The organism is Arthrobacter jinronghuae (assembly GCF_025244825.1).
In the GTDB taxonomy this organism is placed as follows: Bacteria; Actinomycetota; Actinomycetes; order Actinomycetales; family Micrococcaceae; genus Arthrobacter_B; species Arthrobacter_B jinronghuae.
On the sequence record NZ_CP104263.1, the window covers coordinates 1,550,277 to 1,565,150 of the forward strand.

Genomic DNA, 14,874 nt, shown 5'->3' on the forward strand with positions numbered 1-14,874 from the left:
CCGTGGGCAAACTCACGCAACTGAGTCGTTGGGCGGAAGTGTCACCGCCGGGGATTAACCTTGTAGGAGTCCCTGATTGTTCCCGGATATCTCTACCGGCAAAACAGCCGACACCAAGGAGTTTCAACGCACGTGGCGCCCCCTAGTTCTGATTACACTGCCCGGCACCTGTCCGTCCTGGAAGGACTGGAGGCCGTCCGCAAGCGTCCCGGCATGTACATCGGGTCCACCGACTCCCGTGGCCTGATGCACTGTCTTTGGGAAATCATCGACAACTCCGTCGATGAAGCCCTGGCCGGTTTTGGGCAGAGCATCAAGATCATTCTTCATCCGGACGGTTCCGTGGAGATCCACGACGACGGCCGAGGTATCCCGGTGGATATCGAACCGAAAACCGGACTCTCCGGCGTCGAAGTCGTTTTCACCAAGCTCCACGCCGGCGGAAAGTTCGGCGGCGGGTCCTACGCGGCCTCCGGCGGCCTGCACGGCGTCGGTGCCAGCGTGGTCAACGCCCTGTCCTCCCGCCTCGACGTGCAGGTGGACCGGGCCGGGAAGACGTACCAGATGGCCTTCCGCCGCGGCGAGCCCGGCCACTTCGACGACACGGGCAAAAAGCCCGGCCCCGAGGCCAAGTTCTCTCCGTTCCTGGCCAGCTCACGGCTTGAAGTGGTCGGCAAGGCCAAGCGCGGTGTCACGGGCACCCGCATCCGGTACTGGGCCGACCGGCAGATCTTCACGCCGGATGCCAAATTCTCCTACAGCGAGCTGCAGGCCCGCGCCCGCCAGACGTCCTTCCTGGTCCCTGGACTGCGCATCACCCTGCGCGATGAACGGCGCCTGCCCGGAACCCCGGGCGAGAACGGCCCCGTGGAGGAAGTCTTCCACCACGACGGCGGGATCGCCGAGTTCGTCGACTACCTGGCCGCCGACGCAGCGGTCACGGATATCTGGCGCCTGCACGGCTCCGGCAAGTTCAAGGAATCCGTGCCCGTACTCGATGAAAGCGGGCATAGCCGGATCACCGAGATCGAACGCGAGGCCGAGGTGGATATCGCCCTGCGCTGGGGCATCGGGTACGAGACCAATATCCGCTCGTTCGTGAACATCATCGCCACCCCCAAGGGCGGAACGCACCAGACCGGCTTCGAGCAGGGCCTGCTGAAGACCTTCCGCAAGGTCATTGAAGCCAATGCCCGCAAGCTGAAGGCCGGCAACGACAAGATCGAAAAGGACGACGTTTTCGCGGGGCTCACCGCCGTGCTGACGGTCCGCCTCGCCGAGCCGCAGTTTGAGGGCCAGACCAAGGAAATCCTCGGCACCTCCGCCGTAAGGGCCATCGTGAGCAAGGTGGTGGAGAAGGAAATCACCGCCCGGCTGAACTCCACGGCGCGCGCCGACAAGGCGCAGTCTTCACAGCTGCTGGAAAAGGTGGTGGCGGAGATGAAGTCCCGGATCTCCGCCCGCGTGCACAAGGAGACCCAGCGCCGGAAGAACGCGCTGGAAACCTCCACCATGCCGGCCAAGCTGGCGGACTGCCGGATTGATGACCAGGAACGCTCTGAACTGTTCATCGTGGAAGGCGACAGCGCCCTCGGCACGGCGAAACTGGCCCGGTCCTCGGACTACCAGGCGCTGCTGCCCATCCGCGGCAAAATCCTGAACGTGCAGAAGGCGTCCGTGGCGGACATGCTGTCCAATGCCGAGTGTGCAGCGCTGATCCAGGTGGTGGGTGCCGGCTCCGGCCGCAGCTTCCAGCTCGACGCCGCCCGGTACGGCAAGGTCATTTTCATGACCGATGCAGACGTCGACGGCGCGCACATCCGGACCCTGCTGCTCACGCTGTTCTTCCGCTACATGCGCCCGCTGGTGGACGCCGGACGCGTCTATGCGGCCGTTCCACCGCTGCACCGGGTGGAGGTCATCAATGCCGGCTCCAAGAGCAATGAGATGGTCTACACCTACAGCGAAAAGGAACTGCACCAGGTCCTTGCCCGTCTGGAAAAGGAAGGCAAGCGCTACAAGGAACCGATCCAGCGCTACAAGGGCCTGGGTGAAATGGACGCGGGCCAGCTGGCCGAAACCACCATGGACCCCCGGCACCGCACCCTGCGGCGGGTCCGGATTTCCGAGGCAGCTGCGGCCGAGCAGGCGTTCGAGCTGCTGATGGGCAGCGACGTGGCACCGCGCAAGGACTTTATTATCGCCGGGGCGGCCATGCTGGACCGGGACCGGATCGACGCCTAGCCCGGACCGGATCGACGTCTAGCGGAGACCACGTCCGGTGGGGCCGGGCCCGCACACCACCGAGGCGGGTCCCGGCCTAATCCAGCAGCCCCGGGGCGATCAGCAGGGTGGTCGGTACCGCCAGCAGCAGGGCTGAGAGGCACAGTACGCTCCACTGCTGCCAGCGGGGCAGGGGCGGCTGCGGCGTGAGTAACCGGCTGAGCCTGCCGGCAATACCGAGCGGCTCTGACCCCTCCGGTGCACCCAAAGCCAGCGGGGACGCCGCGCTCAGGCGCGCCTGCTGTTCGGCCGGGGGCTTCGGTGCCCCGGGTGCGGCGGGGGACCCTGATCCGACAATTGCCACGGCACGGACGAGTGTCATCCGGTCCACCTCCCGCAGCGCCTCGTCGTCTGCAAGCATCTCGATCAGCTCATTGACCGCGTGCTGGGCCAGCATCGATGTCGGCAGCCACGGCAGGGCGGCACGCCAGGCCGCGAAGGCCCACAGCAGCAGGTGGTGGTGCTGGGCCAGATGGGCGCGTTCGTGGGTAAGCACCGCGGAAAGCTCATCCTTGGAGAGCATGTTCAACAGTCCGTCAGAGAGGACGGTGACGGACCGTGCACCGCCGGGCAGGCAGTAGGCCACCGGGGTTGGATGCTGGATGACCAGGGTGGCGGGCGTGTCAGCTGAGGGGGAGCTGAGGAGGTTGAGCATGTCCCGGTGCCGGTGCCGGCCGCGGAGGATCCGGTAGTACGTCAACAGCAGGGTGAACACCAGATGGGCGCTCAGCAGCATTGCGGCGCTGAGGGCGAAAACATGGACCAGTCCGAGGGTGCTGGCCGGAGCGCCTTCCAGAAGAATCCGCCACAAACCGTGCAGCCCGGCCAGGAGATTGTCCCCGAGCGGCTCCAGGCCCCAGGTAAGCATGGCGCCGATCATGGACAGGCCACCCGCAAGGGCTATGGCCTGCCACAGGACCATGGCGGTGAAAGGCGAGCGGGCGGGCCACTTTGCCCGCGAGAGAAGAATGGGAACGGGCCACGCCAGCACGATCGCCAGCGCCGCCAATGCGTAGGAGGCCCAGAACACCGCAGGTGCCGGTGCCTAGGCGCCGAGGAGCCTGCGCAGCATTTCGGCCTCTGTGTCCGAGACGGAACCGACGAACCGGGCCAGCACTGCTTCGCGGTCATTGGCAGTACCGAGGGCTTCATGCATGAGTTCGGCCGTGTGTTCGGCGCGGCTGGTCACGGCGCGGTAGCGGTGGGGGCGGATGTCGCGTTCACGCTCGACCAGCGACTTCTTTTCCAGCCGTGACAGGACGGTCAGCACGGTGGTGACAGCCAGGCCCTTGCTGTCGGCGGAATCCTCGCGCTGCGCCAGTTTCTCCCGGAGTTCATTGGCGGTTGCTGCGTCGTTTGATTCCCACAGGAGATCCATCATTGCGCGTTCCAGCTCACCGAGCGTTGCCATGTGCATCCTTTTTCGATCGAGACCTCGGCTGACCCCGTATCGGGTCCAGACTTACTAATGTACCGCGTTTCGCCCGTTTGTTCTACATCACGTAGAAATCCTGGCGAAGTTGTTCTACGCTGTGTAGAAGTAAGGAATTCTACGGCGTGTAGAACTCGTTCCTCAAGTTGAAGGACATGTAAGCGTGGAAGCACTGGATATCGCCCGGTGGCAGTTCGGCATCACGACCGTCTACCACTTCCTCATGGTCCCGCTGACCATTGGGCTGGGGATCGTGGTGGCAGCCATGCAGACAGCCTGGGTGCGCACCGGCAAAGAGCAGTACCTTCGAATGACGAAGTTCTGGGGCAAGCTGTTCCTCATCAACTTCATCCTCGGCCTGGCCACCGGCCTGGTCCAGGAGTTCCAGTTCGGGATGGCGTGGAGTGAATACAGCCGGTTCGTCGGCGACGTCTTCGGCGCCCCGCTGGCGCTGGAATCCCTGCTGGCCTTCTTCACCGAATCGGTGTTCCTTGGACTCTGGATCTTCGGCTGGAAACGACTGCCGAAGAAGGTCCACTTGGCCTGCCTGTGGATCACCACACTGGCCTCCATGCTCTCGGCGTACTTCATCCTTGCTGCCAACTCCTGGATGCAGCACCCCGTGGGCGTGGAAATGGTGGACGGCCGCCCGGTCATGAACGACATCTGGGCCGTCCTGACCAACAACACCCTCCTCGTCGCCTTCCCGCACACCATCTTCGGCGCCTTCGCCGTGGCCGGCGGGTTCCTGATCGGCATCGCCTGGTACCACCTCTGGAAGCGGCGCCGGGACGGCATCGACACCGTGGATGCCAAGGGCAACGTGGTTGTGGGCGAGCGACCGGAAATCGGCCGCGACAAAACCGACCATTCCGTGTGGCTGCGTTCCCTGCGCATTGGTGCCGTCGTCGCCATGATCTCCTTTGCCGGCGTCGCGGTCAGCGGCGACCTGCAGGGCAAGCTGATGTTTGAGCAGCAGCCCATGAAGATGGCTGCGGCGGAGGCAGCGTGCCATGACGGCACCGGCTTCTCCGTCCTGTCCATCGGCGACCCGGGCGCGGAGAACTGTGAAGACGTGGATACCCTGGTCGAAATCCCGGGCATGCTGTCCTTCCTCGCCAACGGGGACTTCGATACCGAAATCCGGGGCGTGAACACCCTGCTGGAGCAGTACCAGGACGATTACGGGACGCATCTGCCCGCTGACGAGATGTACGGCACCAACTCCGGTGCAGAAATTGACTACACCCCGAACTTCGCCGTCACCTACTGGGGTTTCCGCATCATGATCGGCTTCGGCAGCATCGCCGCCATTGCCTCCGCTTACGCTCTCTGGGCGGTCCGCAAGGGCACGGTCCCCGAATCCAAGTGGCTCATGCGCCTGGCCGTCTTCGGCATCCTGGCGCCGTTCGGTGCCAACTCCGCAGGCTGGATCTTCACCGAAATGGGCCGCCAGCCGTTTGTGGTGGCTCCGAACCCCACCGGTTCCGATGGCGTGTTTATGTTCACCGCGGCAGCGGTCTCGCCCGGGGTGAGCATGGGGGAGCTGCTGTTCTCCGTCATCACCTTCACCGTGGTGTACCTGGCCCTGCTGATCGTGGAGGTGATGCTGCTGTTCAAGTTCGTCCGCGGCGGCGTCCCGGCCGCGATGCCGGACCTCCTGGGCGGCGACGACGGCGCCACGGGCGGGATGAATTCCCCCGGCGGCGATCCGGACGGCACCCCCGGAAAGAAGAAGGACGATGTCCTCGACTTTGCCTACTGAGATTCTCCGGAGGGCAACTGCGCGTGCGGGCGCCCTCCGGATACTGTCCGACCACCCTGCAATCTGCCGCACACCGGCACTTCTGGAGCTCTGAACGTAATGTCGCTACCGCTGTTCTGGTTTATCGTGATTGCCTTCCTGTGGGTCGGGTACCTTTTCCTGGAGGGCTTCGACCTGGGCGTGGGCATGCTTATGAAGCTGATGGCCCGCGATGAAAAAGACCGCCGGGTACTGCTGAACACCATCGGTCCGGTGTGGGACGGCAACGAAGTATGGCTGATCACGGTCGGTGCAATGACTTTTGCGGCTTTCCCGATGTGGTACGCCTCGTTGTTCTCCGCCCTGTACCTTCCGCTGGTCCTGGTGCTGCTGGGGCTCATCTTCCGGGCCGTATCCATCGAGTACCGCGGCAAGCATGACAGTGACAGCTGGCGCAACCGCTGGGACTGGGGCATGGCCCTCGGCTCCTTCGCTGCTGCCTTCGGCGTCGGCGCCGCCCTCGGACTAACCACCACGGGCCTGCCGCTGAATGAGAACGGCGACCGCGTGGGCGGCGCATTTGCCTGGCTGACCCCGTATGCGCTGCTGGGCGGCGTGGCAGTGGTGGCCTTCTGCCTGGTTCACGCCTGCGTTTTCCTGATGCTCAAGACCGATGGGCAGATCCGTGACCGCGCCCGGCGCATCGTGATGCGCTGGCTGCCCGTGGGCATCCTGCCCCTGGCGGCATGGGCCATCATCGTGCAGTTCATGAACGCCAAAGTGGCGACCCTGCCCCTGCTGGTGATTGCGGTGGTGGGAGCCCTGCTGGCCTGGATCTACGCACGCCGGGGCCGCGACGGCCTGAGCTTCATCAGCCTTGGCATCTTCCTCGTGGCCGGCGCGGCGACCATCTTCGCCTCCATGTACCCCGTGGTGCTGCCCTCCACGCTGGATGCCGCCTGGAACCTTACGGTGGACAACGCCTCCGCATCCCCGTACGCCCTGAAGGTCATGAGCTGGGTGGCCCTCTTCGGCCTGCCGGTAGTGGTGCTGTACCAGGGCTGGACCTACTGGGTGTTCCGTAAGCGGGTCACCACCGAGGCCATCCCCGCCCCCCACAGTTTCAAGAACCAGTGAAGCCCGTACTGCCCGTCAGCGCCACGAGCCGCCGGGCGCTGTACCTCCTCGGGCTGCTCGCAGCCATCAAGGCCGCGGGGCTGGTGCTGCTGGCCGACGCCGTAGCCGGCGGCATCGCGGGACTGGCCGCGGGCGGCCCCGAGTGGAACCGGGTGTTCCTGCTCGGCATTACCGGCGCCGTGCTGCGGTCCGTGGCCGTATGGGGCCAGGACACCGTGGCCCAGCGTGCGGCGGCCGGGGTGAAAGACGAACTTCGCCGGCAGCTGTCCGTGCGGGTACTGGCCGACGGTGGCACCGTCCCGGGGATGGGCAGCGGCGCCCTGAGCGTCCTGCTGACCCGCGGGTTGGACGGGCTGGACAACTACTACTCCAAGTACCTGCCCGCATTGGTGACCTGCGCCGTCGTACCCCTGCTCGTGGGTGCCCGGATCCTCGCCGCGGACTGGATCAGCGCGGTCACGATCGTGCTGACCGTACCCCTCATTCCGGTCTTTATGATCCTGATCGGCCTGCACACCGAGGACAAGACGGCCGCCGCGGTGGACGCACTGAACCGGCTCTCGGACAACATGCTGGAGCTGGCCAAGGGCCTTCCCGTGCTGGTGGGCCTCGGCCGCGCCCGTGCGCAGACCCGGGCACTGCGCGACGTCGCCGACCGCTACCGCACCACAACGCTGGCGACCCTGCGGGTGGCGTTTATGTCCTCGTTGGCGCTGGAACTCATTGCCACTATCTCGGTGGCCCTGGTGGCGGTATTCATCGGCGTCCGGCTGGTGCACGGGGGCATGCCGCTGGAACTGGGGCTGCTGGCCCTGATTCTTGCACCCGAGTGCTATCAGCCGCTGCGTGACCTGGGCACCGCCCATCACGCCAGCGAGGACGGCCTCGAAGCACTGAACCGGACCAACGCTGTGCTGGACGCGCCGGCGGCCGTGCCGCTGGCGGAGGACGCAGCCGCCGCTCAGGAAACCCCCGGATCGGCGCTCGTGGTCAGGGATCTGACCATTGCGTACGAGGGGCGGCCGCACCCTGCAGTGGAGAACCTCAGCTTCACCGTGCAGGCAGGTGCCATTGCCGCCCTGACCGGTTCCAGCGGGGCAGGAAAAACCTCCGTGCTGGAAGTCCTGGCCGGGCTCCGCCGGAACGGCGGGGACACCCGGCTGGCCGGCACCGTACAGGGGATCAGCCGCAAAACGCAGGCCTGGATACCGCAGCATCCGGTACTGGTCGAGGACACCGTTGCCCAGGAGATAGCCCTCTACGCTGGCTTCCCTGTGTCCGGTGCCGGCAGTGCCGAAAGCCCGGACAGCCTGGACAACCCGGGCCGCACCGCAGCCCGGCGCGCACTGGAACGCATCGACGCCGGGCACCTCTTGGATTCCGCGACCGCCGACCTGAGCCCGGGCGAACAGCGACGGGTGGCCGTGGCGCGGGCACTGGCCCGCGTCGAAGCGGATCCCGACGTCCGGATCCTGCTGGCGGATGAACCGACCGCACACCTAGATTCGCGAAGCGCCTCAGCTGTCCGTGCAGCCCTCGCCGCGCTGCGGGGACGGACCACCGTGCTGCTGGTGGCCCACGACGCCGCCACCGCAGCCATCGCCGACACCGTGATTCCGGTTGAAGCGGCGGCGGGCGGAAGTCCGGCCCGGGAACGCGTCAAGGGCAGGCATGCGGCATCCCTGGCCGCCGCTGCACGCAGCGCCCCGGTGACGGTTCCGGCGGACGTTGGTCCGGCAGCTGCCGACGCCGGTCCCGGCCGGTTCGCCGGTTCAGCAACCGGCAGTCCGGCAGCCGCCGGCCCGGCAGCAGACACCGCAGCGGAGCCGGCCTCGGGCCATCAACCGCTGTGGAAGAACCTCCTGGTGCTGAAGCCGTGGAGCAGGCAGTTTGTCCTGGCCCTGGTGCTGGGCACGGGCGCCACCATGTTCGCCGTCGCGCTGACCGCCCTGTCCGCCTGGCTGATTGTGCGTGCCGCGGAGCAGCCGCCGATCCTGTACCTGCTCATGGCGATCGTGGGGGTGCGGTTCTTTGGCATCGGCCGGGCGTTGCTGCGCTACCTGGAGCGCCTCTCCCTGCATGACGCGGTGTTCCGGGCCACCAACACGCTGCGGGTCCGGCTCTGGAACGGACTGCTGCAGCGCCCCGAAGGCTGGCGCCGAGTGGCGCGGGGTTCGGGTGCGCTCGAACGCCTGGTGGGTGACGTGGACGAGCTGCGGGACATCGCGCCCCGGGTGGTCTTCGCACCCCTGACCGGCCTGCTGACCGCCGTCGGCGCCTGCATCGTGACGTGGCTGCTGGTCCCGGAAGGCCTGGCGGTACAGGTGGCGCTCACCGTGGTGGGGATGGTCATCGCTCCGCTGCTGGCCCTGTTCGCGGATTCCGCGGCCCGTGCAGCCACCGTGAACCTGCAGGCCCGGTCCATGTCTTCCATGGCACGCCTGCTCACGGCGGCCTCCGACCTGGAAGCCAACTCGAGCTCGGGGCCGGTCCTGGCCCGTCAGGAGCAGTTCGAGGCAGCCGCGGCTCAGGCTGTCCGCCGCAGTGCCTGGGCGCAGGGCCTGGCCAATGCGATCACCGCCCTGGCCTGCTCCCTTGCAGCGCTGTACATGATCACCGCTTCGCAGGGCGCGCCGGCCACGGTGGCCGCGGTGGTGGTTCTGGTGCAGCTGGCGCTGATTGAGCCTTTTGTCGCAGTCAACGGCTCCATCCAGCAGTTCTCCGCATGGCGCACCCTGGGGGACAAGGTGCTGCCGGATCTGGGCACTGAAGACGTCGCACCCGATGACACCGCCGCGGAAACCGCTGCCCGGAAGAGCTTCGGCAAGGTCCGGGTACTGGAACTGGATAACATCCGGTACCGGTACCCCGGCGCTGCCGCAGATGTGCTGACCGGCGTGGACCTCTTGGTATCCGCAGGGGAGTGGGTAGCCGTTACCGGTCCGTCCGGCAGCGGCAAGTCCACCCTGCTCGGCGTGCTGCTCGGCTTCCTGCCGCCCCGGAGCGGCACCTATCTGATCAACGGCGTTCCTGCGCAGTCGGTCCCGCAGGCAGCGCGGCGGATGGCGTGGTGCCCGCAGGAGGCGCACCTGTTCGACTCGACCCTCCGCGGGAACCTGCTCCTCGCCCGTGACCGGACCCTTGCCCCGACGGAAACGGAAATGATCGCCTCCCTCCGGGCTGTTGGCCTGGGGCCGCTGTTCGACACGCTGCCCGACGGCCTGGATACAGCCATCGGTGCCGGCGGGCATTTCCTCTCCGGCGGCCAGCGCCAGCGGCTTGCCGTGGCCCGTGCGCTGCTCGCGGCGGCCGACGTCGTCCTCCTGGATGAGCCCACCGCCCACCTTGATGCCGAGGCAGGGGCGCAGCTGATGGCCGACCTGAAGTCCGGCCTGCAGGGCAAGGCCGTAGTGGTCGTGACCCATAATCCGGCCGACGCTGCGTGGTGCGAACGGGAGGTCTCACTGGGAGCGGTGCTGTTGTCCTAGGGTGGATGAATGCAGACGCCTTCCCCACCCCTGTTCCCCGGGCCGGAAACCGGCCTGCGCTGGCGCTCCATCGGAGCCGACGACGTCGACGCCTGGTACGCCCTGATCCGCAGGATGGCGGCGGCGGACAGACCGGGATGGGTGGAGGACCGCAGGGACCTGGAGCAGGCGCTGGAAACCACGTCCGGCGATCCCGCGCAGGACACGCTGATCGGGCTGGATAAAACCGGTGCGGCCCGGGCGTACGGCCGGATCGCCTTGAACCCCGGATCGGAGACCGGTTCGGGGTTCGGCGGCGTGGACCCGCAGTGGCGGCGCCGGGGCATCGGGTCGAAGGTCTACCGCTGGCAGGAAACCCGCCTGCGCCAGCGGCTGCTCACCGAACACCGGAAACACGGGGTGCTGCGCACGTACGCCGAGGAATCCAACGCTTCCCAGGTGGCACTGCTGCAGTCCGAGGGTGCCGAGGTGGTCCGGTACTTCACCGAGATGAGCCGGCCGCTGGCCGGGGACCTGCCCGACGCGGTGCTGCCGGAGGGCATGGAGTTCCGGACCTTCAATGCGGAGATTTCGGACGCCGTACGCCGGGCGCACAACGAAGCGTTCAAGGACCACTGGGGCAGCGAGCCGCGGAACAAGGAACGCTGGGGATTCACCGTGGACCATCCGCAGTTCCGGCCGAAATGGAGCTTTGCCGTGGTGGACACCGCCTCCGGGGAGGTTGCCGCCTACCAGCTGGCGAGCTTCGATCCGGAGAGCGAGGACATCCACGGCTACAAAGAGGGTTACACCATGCTCCTGGGCGTGCGGCGGGACTGGCGGGGACGGAAACTGGCTCCGGCGATGCTGCGTGAAGCAATGCGCCGGTTCCGCGAGGGCGGCATGGACAACGCCGGGCTCGGCGTGGACACGGAGAACCCGTCCGGGGCCCTGGGCCTGTACGAAAGCCTGGGCTACAAGCCCACGCACCGGGAAGTGGTCTTCGACAAGCCGGTGTTGTAGCAGGGTTGTAAGGGAAGAGCGCGCTACCGGTCTGCGGGGGCGGTGTCCGGAACCTCGAGGATCCAGATGGCTTCCGCCGCGGGCAGGCCCAGGTCCAGCGTCCGGCCGCCTGCCTCGATGGTCAGCGTGCCGGCATATGGCTGGCGCTGCACCACGGAGACCATGGTGTCCAGGTGAAGCCCCAGCCCGGCGAGGTAGCGCAGCAGTTCGGGTTCATTGTCGGAGACGCGGGCCACCGTGCCGCGGGAGCCTGGTTCGCACCGGCTCAGCCGCCGTGCATTCAGCACGGGAAAACTGCCGTCGGGGGCCGGGATCGGGTCGCCGTGCGGGTCACGCACGGGATTGCCGAGGCGGGCCGCCAGTGCATCCACCATCTTGTCCGATACGGCGTGCTCAAGGTGTTCGGCTTCGTCGTGCACTTCGTCCCAGCGGTAACCCAGGTACTCCACCAGGAAAGTCTCGATCAACCGGTGCCTGCGGACCATGCCCACGGCAGCCTTCTCGCCCGCGTCCGTCAGGGCAATCGACCCGTAGCGTGCGTGGGTCAGCAGGCCCTGGCCGGTCAGTTTCTTGACCGCCTCGGAGACCGACGACGGCGAGAAGCCCATGTGGACGGACAGCGCGGACACCGTCAGGGGTTCATCCGTCCATTCCTGCGCGGTCCAAATGACCTTCAGGTAATCCTGGCTTGCTGTCGAGAGTTCACTGTGTGCCACGGATTCCACCTTACTGGCAGGACGCCGCCAGTCGGGAATAAATACCCCCTAGGGGTACTTGAATCGATACCCGGGCAGGGTATAGGTTGGAGACAGTCAAGGACAGGAGCAGAGGCAATGGACGCAGTGACGCAGAACGTTCCGGAAACCGTGGAGACCCACGACGGGCCGCACGGTTACGCGTCGGATAAGGACGCCTACCTCCGCCGGCTGCGCCGGATCGAGGGCCAGGTGCGGGGAATCGCGCGCATGGTCGAGGAGGACAAATACTGCATCGACATCCTCACGCAGGTCGCCGCCATCAACAAGGCGTTGCACGCGGTCAGCCTTGGGCTGGTCCAGGACCACATGTCCCACTGCCTGGTAGACGCCGCGCAGGAGTCCGAACGAACCGGCAACCCCGAGCTTGTCACCGCAAAGGTCCAGGAGGCGGCCGACGCCATCGGCCGGCTGCTCCGCTAGGACCGGCACCCGGTCCACCCACCCATCCAGAGGAAGAAGATTCGCATGGAAACCACCACACTGAACATCTCCGGCATGACCTGCGGCCACTGCGTCGCGTCCGTGACTGAGGAACTGGAGGCACTCGACGGCGTCGATAAGGTCTCCGTGGACCTGAACGCGGGCGGCATTTCAACCGCTACTGTCACAGCGAACCGAAGCCTCAGCCCCGCCGAACTGGGCGAAGCGGTTGCTGAAGCCGGTTATCTGGTGGTGGGCGCCGACGCGTAGCAGCCGCAGAAAGCGCAACGAAGCGGACACTGCGGGCAGGAAGTAGGAAAAGGAAAGCATCATGGACACTCGCGAACAAGCGGCAACCAGGGCAGTCGAACTTGAGATCCAGGGCATGACGTGCGCTTCCTGCGTGGCGCGGGTGGAGCGCAGGCTCGGAAAGATCGACGGTGTCGAGGCCGCAGTCAACCTGCCGCTGGAAAGCGCGCGGGTCACCGCCCCTGCAGCGGTCACCGACCAGGAGATTGTGGACGCCGTGAATGCGGCGGGCTACACCGCCCGGTTGAAAACCCGGCAGCCTGCCCGGCCTTCCATCCACGAAGGGCACATGTCCGGTGAAGACCACATGTCCGGTGAAGACCACATGTCCCACGGCGGAACAGCGGCACAGCTGCGTCCCCGGCTGATCCTGGCAGCTGTCCTCAGCGTTCCGGTCCTGCTCATTTCCATGGTTCCGGCACTGGCATTCCCGAACTGGGGATGGGTGGTGGCGCTGCTCGCGCTGCCCGTGGTGACCTGGTCCGCGTGGCCCTTCCACCGGGCCGCGGCCGTCAATGCCCGGCACCTTGCCTCCACCATGGACACCCTGGTCTCCATCGGCGTTGTGGCTGCGTACCTGTTCTCGCTGGGCCAGCTGGCCGTCGATCCGGGACTTACCGCGGATCCGGGCATGGGATCGGACCCGCACCTGTACTTCGAGGTCGCCTCCGTGGTGGTCACCTTCCTGCTGCTGGGCCGCTACCTGGAGGCCAACGCCAAAACCAAGGCAACGGATGCGCTCAAGGCACTGCTGAACCTCGGTGCCAAGGACGCAACCGTGCTGCGGGACGGGCAGGAGGTCCGCGTCCCCGCGGACCGGCTGGAAGTCGGCGACGTATTTGTTGTCCGGCCCGGAGAAAAGATCCCAGCTGACGGCGTGGTCCTGGAGGGCCGGTCCGCGGTGGATGCTTCCCTCATCACCGGCGAGTCGCTGCCGGTGGAGGTGGATGTCAACAGCCCGGTCACGGGCGCCACCATCAACACCTCCGGACGCCTGCTGGTGCGGGCCACCCGGGTAGGCAGCGAGACCACCCTGGCGCAGATGGGCCGCCTCGTCAGCGATGCGCAGTCCTCCAAGGCGCCGATCGCCCGGCTGGCGGACCGGATCAGTGCCGTCTTCGTTCCGGTGGTCCTCGCGATCGCGGTCCTGACGTTCGTGTTGTGGATGCTTCTCGTCGGCGACCTGCAGGCCGCCTTCACCGCCGCCGTGACCGTGCTGGTGATCGCCTGCCCGTGCGCCCTCGGCCTCGCCACCCCGGTGGGCCTGCTGACCGGAACCGGCCGCGGCGCGCAGCTGGGCATCCTCATCAAGGGCGCCCAAGTACTGGAGGACACCCGAACAGTGGACACCATTGTGCTGGACAAGACCGGCACCATCACCTCGGGCCGGCTGTCCGTGGCCCGGATCCGGCTGCTGGACACTGCTTCAGCAGACCTCACGACTGAAGACCTGCTGCGCCTGGCCGGCTCCGTTGAGGACGCCGGGGAGCACCCGATTGCCCGTGCCATCGCCGCCTCCGCACGTACCGGCCCCGGCACCGTACCGGTCACCGACTTCGATTCGGCACCGGGCGGGGGAGTCCGCGGCACCGTGGACGGACACCGCATAGTGGCCGGACGCCCGGCCTGGCTGGACGAAAACGGGATAGACCTGCCGGACGCTGCCTACGCCGCACTGCGGGAAGAGCAGGAGGCCGGCGCCACTGCCGTCCTGGTGGCGGTGGATCGCCGGGCCGCCGGAATCATCAGCCTGCAGGACACCATTAAGGAGGGCTCGGCGGAGGCCATTGCACGTTTCCGCAGCCTGGGCCTGCATCCGGTGCTGCTGACCGGCGACAACGCGGTGGTGGCCGCGCAGGTCGCGGAACAGGTCGGAATTCCGGCGGAGGACGTGCTTGCCGATGTCCGTCCCGAAGGGAAGGTCGACGCCGTCCGACGGCTCCAGGCACAGGGACGCACGGTGGCCATGGCCGGGGACGGCGTGAACGACGCCGCGGCACTGGCCCAGGCGGATCTGGGCATAGCCATGGGATCCGGCACCGACGTCGCCATGGAAGCAGCGGACCTGACCGTGATGGGCAGCAGCCTGGGACAGGTGGCCACCGCCGTCGAACTTTCCCGGCGGACGCTGGCGACCATCAAGACCAACCTGTTCTGGGCGTTCTTCTACAACGCGGTGGGCATCCCGGTGGCAGCCTTCGGACTGCTCAACCCCATGATCGCGGGGGCTGCGATGGCGGCGAGCTCGGTGCTGGTGGTCGGCAATTCACTGCGGCTGCGCAGCTTCGGCAAATAGGAAGC

At 66.8% G+C, this 14,874-nt stretch carries 11 protein-coding genes; 8 read left to right on the forward strand and 3 right to left on the reverse strand.

Going from position 1 to position 14,874, the window contains the following annotated elements:
- Nucleotides 1-132: 132 nt before the first annotated feature.
- Nucleotides 133-2,244, forward strand: a complete 2,112-nt coding sequence (locus N2K98_RS07150; RefSeq protein WP_255798043.1) for a DNA gyrase/topoisomerase IV subunit B — start codon at nucleotides 133-135, stop codon at nucleotides 2,242-2,244.
- Between the two features lie 76 nt (nucleotides 2,245-2,320).
- Here N2K98_RS07150 and N2K98_RS07155 read toward each other — a convergent pair whose 3' ends face one another.
- Together N2K98_RS07155 and N2K98_RS07160 are read right to left on the reverse strand one after the other, a co-directional pair.
- On the reverse strand, nucleotides 2,321-3,313 hold the full coding sequence (locus tag N2K98_RS07155) for a M56 family metallopeptidase (RefSeq protein WP_255798042.1): 993 nt from the start codon (nucleotides 3,311-3,313) through the stop codon (nucleotides 2,321-2,323).
- Between the two features lie 15 nt (nucleotides 3,314-3,328).
- Nucleotides 3,329-3,694 carry a BlaI/MecI/CopY family transcriptional regulator gene (locus N2K98_RS07160; protein WP_255798041.1) on the reverse strand — a complete coding sequence of 122 codons (366 nt, stop codon included), beginning with the start codon at nucleotides 3,692-3,694 and terminating at the stop codon, nucleotides 3,329-3,331.
- A 184-nt stretch (nucleotides 3,695-3,878) separates the two neighbouring features.
- On the opposite strand from N2K98_RS07160, the gene N2K98_RS07165 reads away from it, so the two are divergent.
- From N2K98_RS07165 to N2K98_RS07180, 4 genes are all read left to right on the forward strand, one after another.
- The gene (locus tag N2K98_RS07165; protein ID WP_229952230.1) at nucleotides 3,879-5,480 is read left to right on the forward strand and encodes a cytochrome ubiquinol oxidase subunit I; all 1,602 of its coding nucleotides are present in this window, start codon (nucleotides 3,879-3,881) and stop codon (nucleotides 5,478-5,480) included.
- 99 nt (nucleotides 5,481-5,579) lie between these two features.
- Complete coding sequence (gene cydB / locus N2K98_RS07170) at nucleotides 5,580-6,596, forward strand: cytochrome d ubiquinol oxidase subunit II (RefSeq protein WP_255865335.1); 1,017 nt, start codon at nucleotides 5,580-5,582, stop codon at nucleotides 6,594-6,596.
- Nucleotides 6,593-10,084, forward strand: coding sequence for a thiol reductant ABC exporter subunit CydD (gene cydD / locus N2K98_RS07175; RefSeq protein WP_255865336.1), 3,492 nt, complete (start codon nucleotides 6,593-6,595; stop codon nucleotides 10,082-10,084). Before cydB ends, cydD begins: the two co-directional genes overlap by 4 nt.
- Before the next feature lie 9 nt (nucleotides 10,085-10,093).
- A complete protein-coding gene (locus N2K98_RS07180) occupies nucleotides 10,094-11,086 on the forward strand; it encodes a GNAT family N-acetyltransferase (RefSeq protein ID WP_255865337.1) in 993 nt (330 codons plus the stop codon).
- A gap of 23 nt (nucleotides 11,087-11,109) precedes the next feature.
- Here the strand turns inward: N2K98_RS07180 and N2K98_RS07185 are convergent, their stop codons facing one another.
- A complete protein-coding gene (locus N2K98_RS07185) occupies nucleotides 11,110-11,802 on the reverse strand; it encodes a metal-dependent transcriptional regulator (protein WP_255798037.1) in 693 nt (230 codons plus the stop codon).
- A 117-nt stretch (nucleotides 11,803-11,919) separates the two neighbouring features.
- Here N2K98_RS07185 and N2K98_RS07190 point away from each other — a divergent pair, with 117 nt between their 5' ends.
- From N2K98_RS07190 to N2K98_RS07200, 3 genes are all read left to right on the forward strand, one after another.
- Nucleotides 11,920-12,264 carry a metal-sensitive transcriptional regulator gene (locus N2K98_RS07190; protein ID WP_255798036.1) on the forward strand — a complete coding sequence of 115 codons (345 nt, stop codon included), beginning with the start codon at nucleotides 11,920-11,922 and terminating at the stop codon, nucleotides 12,262-12,264.
- 45 nt (nucleotides 12,265-12,309) lie between these two features.
- The gene (locus tag N2K98_RS07195) at nucleotides 12,310-12,534 is read left to right on the forward strand and encodes a heavy-metal-associated domain-containing protein (protein WP_255798035.1); all 225 of its coding nucleotides are present in this window, start codon (nucleotides 12,310-12,312) and stop codon (nucleotides 12,532-12,534) included.
- 61 nt (nucleotides 12,535-12,595) lie between these two features.
- Entirely contained in the window at nucleotides 12,596-14,869 is a 2,274-nt protein-coding gene (locus N2K98_RS07200) for a heavy metal translocating P-type ATPase (RefSeq protein ID WP_255865338.1), read from the forward strand.
- Nucleotides 14,870-14,874 lie beyond the last annotated feature (5 nt).

Coding starts and splice junctions, on each gene's coding strand:
- cydB (WP_255865335.1), top strand. CDS start 5,580: ATGTCGCTACCGCTGTTCTGGTTTATCGTGATTGCCTTCCTGTGGGTC.
- N2K98_RS07180 (WP_255865337.1), top strand. CDS start 10,094: ATGCAGACGCCTTCCCCACCCCTGTTCCCCGGGCCGGAAACCGGCCTG.
- N2K98_RS07195 (WP_255798035.1), top strand. CDS start 12,310: ATGGAAACCACCACACTGAACATCTCCGGCATGACCTGCGGCCACTGC.
- N2K98_RS07160 (WP_255798041.1), bottom strand. CDS start 3,694: ATGGCAACGCTCGGTGAGCTGGAACGCGCAATGATGGATCTCCTGTGG.
- N2K98_RS07200 (WP_255865338.1), top strand. CDS start 12,596: ATGGACACTCGCGAACAAGCGGCAACCAGGGCAGTCGAACTTGAGATC.
- N2K98_RS07190 (WP_255798036.1), top strand. CDS start 11,920: ATGGACGCAGTGACGCAGAACGTTCCGGAAACCGTGGAGACCCACGAC.